The sequence below is a fragment of the Pseudoalteromonas sp. SG45-3 genome (genome assembly GCF_014164075.1).
Lineage (GTDB): Bacteria > Pseudomonadota > Gammaproteobacteria > Enterobacterales > Alteromonadaceae > Pseudoalteromonas > Pseudoalteromonas distincta.
The window spans coordinates 37,650-52,696 of sequence record NZ_JACJEN010000022.1 but is presented as its reverse complement, the minus strand read 5'-3'; the positions used below and the strand labels follow the sequence as shown (position 1 = coordinate 52,696).

16 protein-coding genes are annotated in these 15,047 nt (G+C 38.9%); 9 read left to right on the top strand and 7 right to left on the bottom strand.

All coding sequences use genetic code 11. The features are described 5' to 3' along the window. Window positions 1-372: 372 nt before the first annotated feature. The 3 genes from H5126_RS18515 to H5126_RS21570 all read right to left on the bottom strand — a co-directional run bounded on the left by H5126_RS18515 (window position 373) and on the right by H5126_RS21570 (window position 4,051). Window positions 373-2,628: an aminotransferase class V-fold PLP-dependent enzyme gene (locus H5126_RS18515; RefSeq protein ID WP_182720951.1), complete on the bottom strand. Its 2,256-nt coding sequence runs from the start codon at window positions 2,626-2,628 to the stop codon at window positions 373-375. A gap of 135 nt (window positions 2,629-2,763) precedes the next feature. Then, window positions 2,764-3,840, bottom strand: coding sequence for an AI-2E family transporter (locus tag H5126_RS18510; protein WP_024606584.1), 1,077 nt, complete (start codon window positions 3,838-3,840; stop codon window positions 2,764-2,766). Next, a complete protein-coding gene (locus H5126_RS21570; protein ID WP_024597627.1) occupies window positions 3,833-4,051 on the bottom strand; it encodes a hypothetical protein in 219 nt (72 codons plus the stop codon). Before H5126_RS21570 ends, H5126_RS18510 begins: the two co-directional genes overlap by 8 nt. A 145-nt stretch (window positions 4,052-4,196) precedes the next feature. Here H5126_RS21570 and H5126_RS18505 point away from each other — a divergent pair, with 145 nt between their 5' ends. From H5126_RS18505 to H5126_RS18485, 5 genes are read left to right on the top strand one after another with little or no spacing between them, the layout of a single operon-like run. Continuing rightward, window positions 4,197-4,862 (top strand): hypothetical protein, encoded by a 666-nt coding sequence (locus tag H5126_RS18505; RefSeq protein ID WP_024597628.1) that lies wholly within the window; start codon window positions 4,197-4,199, stop codon window positions 4,860-4,862. A gap of 1 nt (window position 4,863) precedes the next feature. Then, on the top strand, window positions 4,864-6,321 hold the full coding sequence (locus H5126_RS18500) for a M48 family metalloprotease (RefSeq protein WP_039487326.1): 1,458 nt from the start codon (window positions 4,864-4,866) through the stop codon (window positions 6,319-6,321). 53 nt (window positions 6,322-6,374) lie between these two features. Beyond that, on the top strand, window positions 6,375-6,722 hold the full coding sequence (gene arsC, locus H5126_RS18495) for an arsenate reductase (glutaredoxin) (RefSeq protein WP_024595681.1): 348 nt from the start codon (window positions 6,375-6,377) through the stop codon (window positions 6,720-6,722). Then, complete coding sequence (wrbA, locus tag H5126_RS18490; protein ID WP_024595680.1) at window positions 6,722-7,276, top strand: NAD(P)H:quinone oxidoreductase; 555 nt, start codon at window positions 6,722-6,724, stop codon at window positions 7,274-7,276. Before arsC ends, wrbA begins: the two co-directional genes overlap by 1 nt. Beyond that, window positions 7,273-7,716 carry a DUF2069 domain-containing protein gene (locus tag H5126_RS18485; RefSeq protein WP_024595679.1) on the top strand — a complete coding sequence of 148 codons (444 nt, stop codon included), beginning with the start codon at window positions 7,273-7,275 and terminating at the stop codon, window positions 7,714-7,716. Before wrbA ends, H5126_RS18485 begins: the two co-directional genes overlap by 4 nt. An 80-nt stretch (window positions 7,717-7,796) precedes the next feature. Here H5126_RS18485 and H5126_RS18480 read toward each other — a convergent pair whose 3' ends face one another. Both H5126_RS18480 and H5126_RS18475 read right to left on the bottom strand, forming a co-directional pair. Continuing rightward, on the bottom strand, window positions 7,797-9,134 hold the full coding sequence (locus tag H5126_RS18480; RefSeq protein WP_182720950.1) for an ankyrin repeat domain-containing protein: 1,338 nt from the start codon (window positions 9,132-9,134) through the stop codon (window positions 7,797-7,799). Between the two features lie 357 nt (window positions 9,135-9,491). Further along, a complete protein-coding gene (locus tag H5126_RS18475; RefSeq protein ID WP_024595677.1) occupies window positions 9,492-10,085 on the bottom strand; it encodes a phospholipid-binding protein MlaC in 594 nt (197 codons plus the stop codon). Window positions 10,086-10,330: 245 nt separating this feature from the next. Here H5126_RS18475 and H5126_RS18470 point away from each other — a divergent pair, with 245 nt between their 5' ends. Together H5126_RS18470 and H5126_RS18465 are read left to right on the top strand one after the other, a co-directional pair. Then, window positions 10,331-10,867, top strand: a complete 537-nt coding sequence (locus H5126_RS18470) for an acyloxyacyl hydrolase (RefSeq protein ID WP_182672816.1) — start codon at window positions 10,331-10,333, stop codon at window positions 10,865-10,867. Between the two features lie 89 nt (window positions 10,868-10,956). Further along, entirely contained in the window at window positions 10,957-11,103 is a 147-nt protein-coding gene (locus tag H5126_RS18465) for a DUF2897 family protein (protein WP_138489348.1), read from the top strand. A gap of 52 nt (window positions 11,104-11,155) precedes the next feature. On the opposite strand, the gene H5126_RS18460 is transcribed toward H5126_RS18465, so the two are convergent. Together H5126_RS18460 and bamC are read right to left on the bottom strand one after the other, a co-directional pair. Continuing rightward, a complete protein-coding gene (locus H5126_RS18460) occupies window positions 11,156-12,526 on the bottom strand; it encodes a YjiH family protein (protein WP_138489349.1) in 1,371 nt (456 codons plus the stop codon). 66 nt (window positions 12,527-12,592) lie between these two features. After that, window positions 12,593-13,654, bottom strand: a complete 1,062-nt coding sequence (gene bamC / locus H5126_RS18455; protein WP_039487313.1) for an outer membrane protein assembly factor BamC — start codon at window positions 13,652-13,654, stop codon at window positions 12,593-12,595. A gap of 358 nt (window positions 13,655-14,012) precedes the next feature. Here bamC and H5126_RS18450 point away from each other — a divergent pair, with 358 nt between their 5' ends. Beyond that, a complete protein-coding gene (locus H5126_RS18450) occupies window positions 14,013-14,546 on the top strand; it encodes a glycine cleavage system protein R (RefSeq protein ID WP_007583906.1) in 534 nt (177 codons plus the stop codon). A gap of 11 nt (window positions 14,547-14,557) precedes the next feature. Further along, complete coding sequence (bcp, locus tag H5126_RS18445; RefSeq protein ID WP_002963124.1) at window positions 14,558-15,037, top strand: thioredoxin-dependent thiol peroxidase; 480 nt, start codon at window positions 14,558-14,560, stop codon at window positions 15,035-15,037. Window positions 15,038-15,047 lie beyond the last annotated feature (10 nt).

Genomic DNA, 15,047 nt, shown 5'->3' with positions numbered 1-15,047 from the left:
TTGATTTAAAAATGTTTTTTATAAAAGCAAAACTCTTAATACTACTTATTCACACTAAATTAAAGCGCAAATAGTATAACTAAAAATGCAAAAAAAGTGCTGTTTTTATAATTTTATGTGCAGATGATAACGCAATTTTTAGCTTTTGACACCGGTATCATAAAAATTTTATAAATTAATTTACCTGTAATTTTAAAGGCAACGGCATAGCTTAATCAATCAAAATGAAATATTAATGAATTTTTATAAGCGCTGCTAATTACTTTTCATAGTTATTCACTAATTACTGTAATTGTTTGCCTTGCAAACAAATAAACCTTAAAAACAAAAAATCGGCTCTAAAGCCGATTTTGTATAAATTACAATCTTTGCTTAATTACTAAGCGCTAGCCCACCACTTAGGTTATAAACAGTTTTGTACCCTAGCTGCATTAAATTGCTCGCAGCAATCTTTGAGCGGTTACCACTGCGGCATAATAAAATATAGTTGTTATTTTTACTTAACTGCCCTTCAAATACCGCATTTGCCATTCTGCTAAGCGGTATATTTAATGTTTTTTCATCAAGTGTATTAAATAACTGAGCAACATTATTTGCTCCATGTTCATACGGCTCCCGAGTATCTATTAAATACACATCGCTGGTGTTTAACATTGCTTTAGCGTCATCAAAATTTAATTGCTGTGTATCAATCTCAGGCAATGCATTTACATAACCACACAATTGCGTGTTATTTACTTGCTTTGAAGCGTCGTACTGCTGCTTTTGTATTGTAAATTCATCAGCTGAAATACTGCCGCTTACTAACGCATTAAGTAATGGCGTTTGGTTTTGTTGTACAGCCCAGTTCATGGCAAAACATTGTTGGTAGTCGTGCCCTGAGCAAATAATGCTGGTGCTATTAAGTTTCTCGCTTATTGCTAAAATAGAGCGTGCCATTGCTTTTGCATCCCCACCCATAAGCGATGTATTGCCAAGTCCTGCAGGCAAAATTAAATCACCACAAAAACAATAACGCGTTTCGCCATTACTATTTTTTAATAAATAACTTACGCTATCTTTGCTGTGCCCAGGTGTCGCTACTTTTTCAAGTACGTCATTTGCTAAGCTAATACTTTCTGCATTTAGTGGCCAACCTAAAGCATCAACCTCACCTTTTACAACTCTTGATGCCAGAACACTGGTTAATAAATTAGTCGCTGACTCTCGCTCTTGATGCAGATGTGTATTAAGCACCGCTGATATAGTTAAGTTTTGTGTATTAGCTATTTTTTCAAAGCGCGGAATAAGCTCAACAATCGGGTCTATTATAACTGCGTATTTATCATCGCTTACATAAAGCCAACTACATGCTCCTTGGTGCCTAAACTGAGTAAGGCCAAGTGCGCACACTTCTTGTTGTGGTGTAGTGCTATCAGATACAATTAAACAGTTAGCCTGTAGTATTGCTTTAAGAGCGCGAATACGCACACAAGCATCATCAATATCGTGTTGTGTTGCCGCAGGTCCAAACGATAGCCTAATCGCATTTTCACTTTGCCACTTACTTGCACCCATTGCATCTAAAACAAAACTTGTTGATGCGCCCGTACTACAAGCCGAGCCACCACTTACGCGAATGCCCGCAGCATCAAATAAATCAATCACTTCTTTGCTCGTTAAATCGTTTACCGCAAAGTTAAGTGTGGTAGGCACGCTATAAGCAAAATCATGATTGAATGTAATATCGCCAAAGGTGTCTTTTATCGCGCTTTGTAACTGGCTTCGATAAGAGTTTAGTGTGCTAATTGGTTTAAATGTATCGTCTGATTTATCAAGCAACATACTAAATAGTTTGTTTAACCCTGCAATACCGGGTAGATTTTCGGTGCCTGAACGCATTCCACTTTCTTGACCGCCACCCGCTATAAAAGGTGTATACGCACTGCCACTACGAATATATAAAAAGCCAATACCTTTAGGTGCGTAAAGCTTATGCCCCGAAAAAGGAGCGTAATCAATAGTCGTATTACTCAGTGCGAGCGCTTGTTTACCGAGTGCCTGTACGCAATCCACCATCCACGATACATTTTTGTTACGGCTACGGATCACCTGCTCTATAGCGTGTAAATCTTGATATACACCGGTTTCGTTATTAACGGCCATGGTGCAAATCATCAAAGCGTTATTAATATGCTCTGCGATAAAATCTAAATCTAAAATACCGTTACTATCAACCGGAATAGCAAGCACCTCAGCATTAACGTCAAGTACGCTATTCCAATGTTTAAGTGTATTTGGCACCGCTTTATGCTCAGTTGCGCCATATAATAATACAGGGTTTTTAATAGACTGCTTTTTAGCATTAATTAATGTAGAAACCACCGCAGTTTGAATACCCTCCGTTGCACCAGAGGTAAATAGGATATCGCCATTAGTTGCGCCAATAACCGTGCGTGCCTTTTGACGTGTTTGTTCTAATAAATGCTTGGCTTGAATACCTGTGATATGCGGGCTTGAAGGATTACCAAAACATATTTGCATGGTATGAGAAACAACATCAGCAATACAAGGCAACACAGGGGTCGTTGCATTTGCATCAAGGTAAACTTGTTTTACTGGCTCATCGTGCAATAAAAACTCAGACATTAAAAAACGCACCTTATTACTAAAAAATATATCTTATTACCAATAGTACATAAATTTACAGGTAATGAGTAATAATCAATTAGCACTAGAGGTGCGTTTACTATGCTTTTTTAAACTAAAAGTCTGTTTGCTTAACTATTCACTGAGCTCTTTGCTGATCTCTTCGTGCGTTGACGACCAAGCTGTTATTAGCGCTTTTACTAATGAGGCCAACGGGATGGCAAAAAATACACCCCAAAATCCCCATAAGCCACCAAAAAATAATACCGCGACAATTATAAATACCGGATTTAAATCAACTGCCTCAGAAAACAACAGCGGTACAAGTACATTGCCATCAAGCGCTTGAATAATTCCATAAATGATTAAAATGGTCCAAAACTGCGTTTCTAATCCAAACTGAAACAGTGCAACTGCCGCTACCGGAATAGTGACGAGTGCCGCGCCAATAAATGGAATTAATACCGAAAAGCCAACAAGCACACCAAGTAAAGCTGCATAGCGCAAATCTAAAACAGTAAATGCAATGAAAGACACACCACCAACAATTAAAATTTCGAATACTTTACCGCGAATGTAATTCATAATTTGTTGGTTCATTTCGTTCCACACTTGTAAAATCAAGCGTCGTTGCTGCGGGATCAGTTTAGCTATACTCCCTGTCAGCTCCAGCTTATCTTTAAGCATAAAAAACACCAGTAACGGCACAAGTACCAAATATATAAGCCAAGCAACAACATCTTTTAAAGACGTAAGTGAAAACGATAACACCGCTTGACCAAACTCAATAATTTTAGCTTCTACGGTTGCAACAATAGCTTGTACTTGTTCTATATTAATTAAACTTGGGTATTGTTCAGGTAAAGCCATTAAATAAGACTTCCCCTGCTCTAGCATATGCGGTGTTTCTTGCACTAAGTTACTGGTTTGCTTCCAAAGCACTGGGCCAATAACTAAAATAAGAGTGAGCATAATGCTAATAAATATCAACATTACAATAATTGTTGCAGTAAAACGTTTTAAGCCAACACGCTCTAAATGAACAACCGGCCAATCTAGTAAATAAGCGATAACCAGTGCAACAAGCACAGGAACAATTAACGCGCCAAAAAAGTAAAGTAAGGCAACTGATACCAATAATAAAAATAATAAGGTAGACGAATGAGGATCAGAGAACTTCCTTTCGTACCATGTTTTTACGTATTCAAACATGTAATGGCTCCACTAATAACAACCCACGTTGTTTATCAAAATTGTAACTATAAGCATTTTTTTGCAAAAAACGTTCAATGTCGTTCGCACTTTCACCTTTATTAAGACTAAAAGTGATGCATTGTTTTGATGACTGTGCACTTCGAAGCGCAAGCTTGAACTGCACAAATTGCTGAGGACACTTAAACTCTTTTAAATCGCGCTCTACCATAACTACTTTATCCGTATAGTAAATGAATAATAAGTCGCATATTTACGGTCTACGTATTTATATACTCAAACCGTTGTAACTTTTTGTTAAAACAATTCCTGCAATAGTTTATCCTTATAACATAACTAGCAGTAAGGATAAGTTAATGCCTGGCACGCATAATAAAGCGCAACTACCAAGTAATCCAACACTCAAAGAGATTAATTGGTTTAAAAAGCAGATTAATTGGGGCGAACTACCTCCTTTTTATCACCTTGTTGCCTCATCAATAAGCGAATCAGAAGGAATTTTAGATCATGGGTTCGACAATGCAGTTAAACAACTTTTAGATAAACGCAATTGGAACTTAGATTTATTAGAAGGCTATGAAGATAACTTAGGTGAAATACATACCAAACATAAGCCACGTATTGCGCTGCACCAAGTATTTACCGACAGAGGCTTTGAGCTATGGGCACAGCCTTATGCTAAAGATGTTATTGTTGATCAATACATAAAAAACAATCGCTTTATGGAGTTTAGAGTGTGGGACCCACATTCAATGAAAAACTTGATCAGAATAAGTCAGTTACATAAGTTTATTGGCTTTTATTTTGAACGAGGCGACAAAGCAGATAAAGCCATTATTTTACATGCACACAAAGTAGTACATAAAATTATTACTTTTTTGCAGCGAGAATTGAACGTTGTAAAGCTTGATGGAGTCACAATAAAAGAACTGTACCAATTGTGCGAAAAAGACAGCCGTGCAAGCAGTGACGAAATAGACATAGCCAAAATTGCAATTGGCGAACAAATTAACAAGGAATAAAATGCAGCTAAAATCAGCATTTATCACTTTATGCAGTGCTGCGCTTACGTTTAGCTTATTAATAAGCGAACCTTTAAAAGCGCAAACTAACTTTACGCTTCCTGATTTAGGAACATCTGCATTACAAGCACTGCCACTCGAAAAAGAACAAGCCATTGGCGAAGTAATGATGATGCAAATACGAGGCTCATCACCAGTAATAAATGACCCAGTGCTTGATGAATACCTCACAACTATTGGCCGTAAACTCGTTGCTAATGCTAATGACGTGCGCTTTCCGTTTTCGTTTTTTTGGATAAATAACTCAGAAATAAATGCCTTTGCCTTTTATGGCGGCCATGTAGGCGTGCATACAGGGTTAATAGCTCAAGCCGATAACGAGAGCCAGTTTGCCTCAGTGCTTGGCCACGAAATAGCTCACGTAACACAGCGCCACTTAGCGCGAAGAATACAGCAACAACAAGATAACAGCGCGCTGACTATTGCCGGTATGATAGCCGGAATATTAGCAACCGTTGTTGCACCAGATGCGGGTATTGCGATTATATCTGCCAGCCAAACACAATCTGCTTTTAGTCAGTTAACGCATAGTCGCTCAGCCGAGCAAGAAGCTGACCGCATAGGCATGCAAACGCTTAACAATGCAGGCTTTGATGCACGTGCATCGAGCGAATTTTTAACTAAACTTGCCGCGCAAATTCGTTATAAATATAAACCACCTGCGTTTTTACTTACTCACCCATTACCAGAGAGCCGAGTATCAGATGTGCGTTTGCGTGCAGAGCAATTTCCTGTGCGTCATATGAGTGCCAGTCTTGAGTTTAATTTAGCTAAAAGCCGCGTGCTTGCGCGCTACGACAACAAACCAGAAAACGCCGAAGACCTATTTAGAAAACGACTACGCGAAAATAGCTACGATAACACCGCTTTAAAGTACGGTTTAGCTATTAGCTTACTTGATCAAAAAAAGCTTGATGAAGCAGCCCCAATACTAGACGAGCTTTTAAAAAACGATCCTAAAAACCTATTTTATATAGATACCCATACCGATTTACTCATCGCGCAAAAAAAGGCAGATGAAGCCGTAAAATTTTTAGCCGATTTAAATCAGTATCGCCCTAATAATCAGGTAATTACGCTCAACTATGCCAACGCAGCACTTGAAGCTGAGCAATATGAACTAGCCGAAAATATTTTGAAGAGTTTTTTACTCGAAAAGCCAGATCATAACCTAGGCAAGCAACTTCTTGCTGATGCGTATAAAAAACAAGATAAATTAGCCTCATATCACGAAGCGAACGCCGATGTATTGGCTCAATACGGTGCTTATTTAAAAGCCGCAGACGAAGTACAAAAAGCACTTAACTTCGTAGAGCCAACCGAACTTGTAAAGCAACAACGTTTAAAAGCACTACTTACCCAGTATCGACTTTTACAAAAAGAGCTTGCAAGACTTTAAGTCTGCAAGCGCTTACCCTAAAATAGACGCAATTCACACTTTGGAATCATTTTATGTCTGTTACTATTTACCACAACCCACGTTGTTCTAAATCACGCGAAACGCTAGCGCTACTGCAAAGTAAAGCGATAGAGCCAAGTGTTGTAGAGTATTTAAAAACCCCTCTTACTCACGAGCAAATTTCAACGCTTGTAATCCAACTTGGTTTTTCATCCGTACGTGAAATGATGCGCACAAAAGAAGATGACTACAAAGCGCTTAATTTGAAAGATGAAACAAATGAGGACGCACTTATTAACGCTATGGTTAAATACCCAAAATTGATTGAACGCCCTATCGTAGTTAATAACAATAAAGCAGCGATTGGTCGTCCACCAGAAAACGTACTAAGCGTTTTATAATGAGTGCAACCATAGTGGTGCTTTATCACTCAAGCCATGGCTCAGTTGAAGCGATGGCTCACGAGATAGCAGAGTCGATAGAGCAACAAGGTGCTAGTGCACTACTTCGCACCTTTGTGGCTAAAAATGCGCACGATATTGTGATCACCAAAGATGATTTAATAAATTGCGATGGTTTAGCATTTGGTACACCAACTCGATTTGGCATGATGGCCTCTCAAGCAAAAAGCTTTTGGGAAACCACCAGCGACTTGTGGCTAAAAGGCCAATTAATCGATAAGCCAGCGTGTGTATTTTCGTCATCAAGTAGTATGCATGGTGGAAATGAAGCAACCTTACTTAACTTATCTTTGCCACTATTACACCACGGCATGGTGCTTATGGGTGTGCCATACGATGTGCCCGAACTACTTGCAACACAAACTGGCGGAACACCATACGGTGCAACACACGTCGCTGGCAGCGCTAATAGTGCACAGCTAAGCAAAGACGAAATTAAAATATGCCAAAGCGTTGGTAAACGCCTTACTCACATTGCGAGAAAACTTAAATGACTACAGCTGACAGTCCAGCTAAAAAGCCGATTACGGTAAAATTTCAACGTGCAGCACTATTTGGCTATGTTGGTTTACTTATTCTGATTCCTTTGTGGATGTATTTTGTACCCCCTCTAGACGGTAATACTAGTTGGGTGTCATTGTTTTTTCCTATCATTCCTTTACTGCTGCCGCTAAGAGGCATAATTCAAGACAACACATACACCTATGCGTGGGCTAACTTTATTGTAATGCTTTATTTTATCCACGGTCTTACCATGCTGTGGGCAGCACCAGATGAATTAATTTGGGTGTTGTTAGAGCTTGTGTTTGCCTCTTCAATGTTTATTGGTTGTACTTACTACGCAAGACACCGCGGGCAAGAACAAGGTTTAAAAATCCGTAAGCTTAAAGAAGAATTAGCTGAAGAAAAAGCAGCAAATGAGCACGGTAAATAAGGCTTAACCATAAACGCTATATACAAAAAAACGCGCTTAAATTACTTTAAGCGCGTTTTTTATTAATTGTTTAAAACTAGCTAAACTAAATCGCTCAAGGCAGCTAGCACCACAATACTCGCCAACCCTATTTGAGCAATTAAGCTAATAAACGAAAAGCCTCTAAGCACAAACAAACCCCAAGGGTGTTTAATATGTGGATATAGCGCACAGCGTTTTAAAGTGGTCGCAAAGAAAAAACAAATCACTGCAGTCATAGTTAAACCCAGCGTCAGCTCACTTTTAATTGAGAGGGTTTCATCAAAAAAGAAAAACAACTGTAAAGGCAGCAATATAGTCACAATAGCATGTAGCACATGCACTTTTTTAATGCGATCGAACTGCCCTTCTGGCGAAAGTTCTTTAATACCAAAGTCACGCTCTAAACATTTAACTAAGTTATTAGCTTTAATACTCACCGCTAAACGGTAACAGCTTAAACCTTCTTTATTACGTGCCCTAAAATCGTATCCGGCTTTAATAAGCAGCACCATTAACGACTCATTTTTAGCAAACACAGCATAATGAAGTGCAGTATTACCAAAGTTATCTGTCGCTTTTTTGTCTTGCTTTGCAAGTAGTGTTTCGATCACATTTACAAAGCCTTTTTCGGCGGCCCACATAAAGGCTGTTTTATTGTTTTCATCAGCAAGTACACCAGTAGCGCCTTGCTCAATAAAACGCATTGCCATTGTTTGCTTGGCTGTTTTTTTACGTAAATGAGTAAGCAAAGCTTTTTCTAGCAGTACAACAGAGTCAACATCAGGAGAAACCTGCGTAAGCAGCGTAAAATAGTCTTTACCCGCAGCTACTTTTTCGCTGGCAAGTTCACAAAGGGTATCCAAGTCAGCAATAGACTCTGGAATAAACGCACTTAGGCGCTCTCTAAAATCAACTTCCTTCCAAAGCGCTAATGTGTCCTTTGCCGAGAGTTTACTTTTATTATTTAACGCATGCTCAATTAAGGTGAAGTAGCGTTTACTAAAAAATAAATCGACTAAAGACAGTGGCGTATCTATGGTATTTTGTGCAGCCACGCTTGCGTATTTTTCAAGGCGCTGGCACAGCATAAGCACTAAGCTTTCAGAGGTGTATTCATTATCGTAGTAATGGCTTTTAACCGCACTAATATACGCTTGTGCGTCTTCGTCATATTCAGAGATATGTTGAAAGTAACATTCTTCAAATGGCTCCAGCGGGGTTAGCCATGCCAAATAATAAATAGGTGGCAGCACGGTGGTGCATACACCATCGTCTTCATTTGTAGAACGACAAGCAGGCCAAGCTTCCAAAGCATCTAAAATAAAGGCACCGTTTTGTTCTACCAGTCCTTTAATAAGTAATGGGTATTCCTTTGGCCAAATCAGTACATTTTCCATTAAAACAACACAACTCCAGTGTGGCTTGGGGGTGGTAAGTTATATCAGTTTTAAGCTGACACCACGCTTAATCAAAGTGCCGATATTCTAGCACACCTTTGTTTTGCTGCTAGCGCAAAATTACGCAATAACAACAATCCTTTAGGATTATACCAATTCGCTTAATTAAGTGATTTATTTTGAGGTAAAAAACCGTGTGATAGCAAGGCAAAAATTTCGTTATTTAGTTGTTCTAAATGATTAAGTATTACTGTGGATTGGTATTGTCCTTAGCAAAAATATAAAAACGGCCAAGTACATAAGTAATTGGCCGTTTTTGAGGTTGGAGTTGGGCTTAATCAGATCCAGACAAATAGTCTATTTACTTTTTAACTCGCTAATAACTTGCTCTAAACCCACATCAGAAATGCGTTGAATAATCTCTTTTTGTTTAGCACTTAATAGTGAAATGCCTTCAGCAACAATATCGTATACTTTCCACTCATTGTTTTTACCTAAACGAAGCTTAAAGCTTAAGTCGATAGTAGGCGCATTTGGCTCAATAATTTGCGTATTAACTGTTGCGTATTCAGAGTCACTTTTTGCGTTATTACGCTCAAATACTACTTTTTGACCCGTGTACTTCATTAGTGCACCGGCGTAAGTGCCTGTTAAGTAATGCTCTACTGCATCTATAAATTGAACAGCTTGCTCGCGCTCAATACCTTTAATGTGTTTACCTAATAATTTAAACGACACAAACTTAACGTCAATATGTGGCATTAAACGTTTTTCAACAATGGCAGCCATCGCGTCTTTGCTGGCTGTACCTTTTGAGTTTACTTGGCCAATATCTGCAAAAAGCTTGTCGGCTACCGATTCAAGTAACTGATCTGGTGATTGCTGAGCTTGTGCAAATAACGAACTGCTAAAAAAAGCAGTGGCTAAAACGAATAGTTTAAAGAGTTTCATAATTGTATATGTCTGTGTGATTAAGATGGCTGTAATTTACGCGAACCATACGCAATAAAAAAGGCACAAATAAGCAACTTATTAATGCCCAATTAGCACCAATCAAATAAATAAAATAAATTCAAGCAGTTAGAAAACTCCATTAACAGCTCATATACAACCGGCATTTTGTCCTCATTGTAATTGTTAACAGGCCGCCCTTATCATTTAGTTATCAACTTAAATCAAACGAACATTTGGCACCTATGAAAACGTCACTTAAAACACTTATTATCTCTTTTGTATTAGTAGTTTCACTTTTTGGCAAGCTTGCTTTTGCTCAATCGGACCACGGTTATGCCGTTGACTTTCTCAAAGGCGAAGGTAACGTAAACGGCGTTAAGCTTGCGTATCAGTATCATGCACCTGGTATGCAAAACCTTATTGGTGATGCACGCTTTTACTTTGAAACCAGCGTAAACATGTGGGAATACCGCCACGGCGATGAAACACAATCAAACCTAGTACTTGCTATGTCACCTGTACTGCAATTTCCTGCTTTTAGTTTTAACAACACCCCATTTTATGTAGAAGCAGGTATTGGTGTATCACTGATTGATGAAACGCAGTTTGCCGGTAAAAACATAAGTACTCACTACCAGTTTGAAGACCGCATAGGGCTTGTAGCCGATTTTGGCCACACCAATGTTGCCCTTCGCGTTATTCACTATTCAAACGCAGGCTTTAAAGAGCCAAACCCTGGTCTTAACTTTTTAACGCTTTCGGTAGCGAGACGTTTTTAACGTTATTGATTGTATTTTTGAGTAAATCAATTGCTGTTATAGTGCAAAGCGGTCACACTTAAACGTACTAAAGTTTAGGTGATACTGCGATGCAAACTTGGCATATTGTAATTATTGTCGCTGTTGTTCTTGCCATTATCATTGGTAATATTGCGCTGATTAGACTCTCTGCAAAACAGGAGTTTATAAAGCCCAACGCCAATATAAAAAATACAACAGACACAAAAAAGCCCTGATCAATCAGGGCTTTTTCAATAATACCAACTCGCTAAATATATTTTTGCTAATTTAGCCTACTAGCCAATGCGCCATTAGCGCAATAACAGGTAAAGTAATTAGCGTTCGCAAAATAAATATAATAAATAGCTCTAAAATATTTACCGGTATTTTACTGCCAAGTAAAAGTGCACCTACCTCAGACATATAAATAAGCTGAGTTACACTCATTGCGGCAATAATAAAGCGCGTTACATCACTTTCAATAGTCCCTGCTGCTAATATTGACGGAATAAACATATCAGCAAAACCAACCATAATAGTTTGCGACGCAGCGGCTGCTTCGGGTACTTGCAATAGCTCTAAAAATGGCACAAACGGCATACCTAAATACTGAAATATAGGCGTATGCTCAGCAATGATCAGTGCAAATGTGCCTACCGCCATTACTACAGGTAACACACCAAACACCATATCAAGCGCATTATGTACGCCCTCTTTTATAGTGCCTTTAACACCCGTTGAGTTATCTGCTTTAGCTAGTGCAACATCTAACGAATGGCCAAATAAAGTTTTATGACCCGGAATTGTTTCAGCGTCTCTATCTGGCTCAGTGCCATCAATGAGTAAGTCTTTTTTAAAGCGCAGTGGCGGTAATCGCGGCACAATAATAGCGGCAACAATACCGGCTAAACATACCGTTGCGTAAAACGGTGCAAATAGGTATTCAAGTTTAACTTGCCCAAGCACCACTAAACTAAATGTAATTGAAACCGCTGAAAACGTAGTACCAATAATAGCCGCTTCGCGTTGTGTATAATGCTTTTGATCGTACTGCCTTGCAGTCATCAAAATACCCACACTGCCATCACCTAACCACGACGCAGTACAGTCTACCGCGCTTCTGCCTGGTACACCAAATACAGGGCGCATTACTTTGGTCATTAACGTACCAGCAAGCTCTAATAGACCAAAGTTAATTAATAGCGGCAGTAATAAGCCCGCTAAAATAAATACCGAAAACAACACAGGCAATAAGTCATTTAATACCAGCGCGCCAGTATTGGCCGAGGTAATCATCTCGCTGCCTAGGCTTAAGTACGTCATTAAACCAAACGCCATACCAAATAAGCGTACCACCAGCCATGTCCAGCTCACATCAAATAAATGCTTTAACAAAGGTGAGTTACATATAGCGGCGGGTTTAAACACTTTAGTAATTACAGAAATAACCCCTGTAATACAAATAATGAGGGTAATAATTGCTTGAGCAGAGCCAAGCATCATTGCTTGAACCGCTTTTGCCATAACTGCAATAGGAATGGTCATCCCTTGCGAAGTACTAATGGGTGTCATAAATAAAAACACACCAATTAACGAAGGAACCAAAAAAGTAAACCAAGTGCGCCACGTATAGTGTGAACGTTCAGGTAGCTGAGACATATTGTTTAACCTATAAAAACCACAAAAAGAGCATAGCGCTCTTTTTGTGGTAAAACTTATTATTATTTAAATTTTAATGCCGCGCTGAATGAGTGCTGCTTCTAATGCTTGTTGTAAACCATTCATAGTACCTGGCTCAAGCGTTTCGCCTTTATCATCCATCCACGTTAAGCTAGTACCGCCTTCTTTAGTTTTGCTTACTAAAATTTGGTATTGGCCTTCATCAATAGGTAGTTGAGCTACGTCATCACCCCAAATTGAATCCCAAACGCTTGTTTCTGGTTTAGTATAATCTGCAGTAATTAAGCCCGTATCTGGGTTAATTTCAACAATAGAGAACGACAAGCGCTCTAAAAACCCAGAGAAACGGTCAAACACAGCGTCGTAAGATTGCTCAGTTACAAGCGCTGCATTACCTTTATTATCAAAGCCCATTTCAAGAGAAATAATACCTTGGCGTTTACGCATATCAACTTCAAGTTGACGGTAACGGTAATCAAACTCGCTCACTACTTGGTTAAGCGCACGTACTTCTAGCTGCTGCTTGAGTAAGTCTGTTAACGTTTTATCACCTTTAAAATCAATCAGCTCTACACGTAAAGACGCAGTACGTTGATGTGACTTTTCTTCAATAGTGAATCTAAACTTTTCTAAATCATCGTTAACTTCATCGCCCCACCACCAAAAACCTTCTTCGGTTTTAATAATTGAGTACCAATCAGTTTCAATAATACCAAGTAGCTTATCTTCTTTAGTAGTTCCTGCATTATTATCAGCTAGGACAGATTTAATCGTGTCCCAAAGAAATTCATCTAAATCAGCAATGCCATCGTTTTTATCAAAATAAATACGCGCTTGTTTATCTGTCTCTTCTACCCAACTGCCTTTAGCAATTGTTAATACTTGTGCCGGTGGGCGGTAATTTGTAGCTTCAGGATTGTTGTCGTATTGACCTACATCCATTTTATAAACTGGGTCTTGAGCTGGTTGAGATAACGACGCTGGTGCTTTTACAGGCTCATGCGTACGATAGTTACGCTCGTCATGTGCCTTATTAATAAATACACTACACCCTGATAAACTTACCAATACACTTACTGCAAGTGCTTTTGGGATCCAATACTGCACAGATATTTCTCCTTAGCATACCCTTTAATTGTTTTAACAAATATATGAGTGGGTAATACCGATTTGGTTCAGTGTAAAATCAATATTAACTTTACATTTATTATTTGGCTGCCTAAATGCAATAAAGTTCAGCACTTCAACTTAGTAAGCAACTAAGCGCAAATAAGCAAATTTTAGCTATGGTACTTTCCCGTGCCAGTAAAAACAAGAAACACCGCACTTTAAAAGCGCTTAATTAGCGTGTGCTGTAGTTTAGAGCCCTTTTTGTGTTAAACTTCGCCGCCGTGCAACTTCTCGTGTGTATTTTTGGTGTTGCCAACTCGGTTGATATAATCCAAGTAACAAGGTATTTGAACTCATGACTGCATTTTCAAATCATCAAATTGTTTTAACAGCGATTGGCGAAGACAGACCCGGTATAGTAAGTGAACTAACCCAACTGGTTAGCGATTGCCACTGCAACATTATTGACAGCCGTATTGCTATTTTAGGCTGCGAATTTACCTTTATAATGCTACTTAGCGGGGACATGTCGGCAATAAGCCGCATAGAACACGTACTGCCCACTAAAGCCATGGAACTTGGCCTGCTAACCATGATGAAGCGCACAGCAAGTCATACTCCTAGCGAGTTTTGTGCAGGTTACACACTAGAATATACAGGCATAGACACCCCTGGTACATTGAGCAAAGTAACGCGCTTTTTTGCCGACAATAATATTAGTATTTGCTCACTTAAGTCAGACACTTATTCCCAAGAAGACAACATTAAAATGCGTTGTGAACTTGAATTCAACATACCTGTTGATGTAGATATAGATCAATTTAAAATTAGTTTTGAGAGCCTTTCTCACACACTAAACGTAGATTATATTTTTAAACGAATTCGTTAAGGATGCTAAACATGAACACAATTAGTCCATTACAAGCTGGCGATACTGCACCCGCTTTTAGCCTACAAAACCAAAACGACGAAACAGTAACATTAAGCGAGCTGTTAAAAGAGCAACAAGTGCTTGTGTACTTTTACCCTAAAGCGTCAACGCCAGGCTGTACTGTACAAGCCGAAAACCTACGCGATGAGCAAGCACAGCTTGCTAAATTTAACACCCGCGTTGTAGGTATTAGCCCAGATCCAATTAAGCGCCTTAAAAACTTTGAAACTAAAAAAGAGCTTAATTTTGACCTATTAGCCGATGAAGATCACGCCATTGCTGAAGCATTTGGTGTATGGGGCTACAAAAAATTTATGGGTAAAGAGTACGATGGTATTCACCGCCTAACATTTTTAGTAGGACAAGACGGTAAAATTAAACACTTGTTTGATAAGTTTAAAACTAAAGATCACCATCAAGTGGTTTTGGATTACTTAGCGGCGGAATAATCTTGCTGCA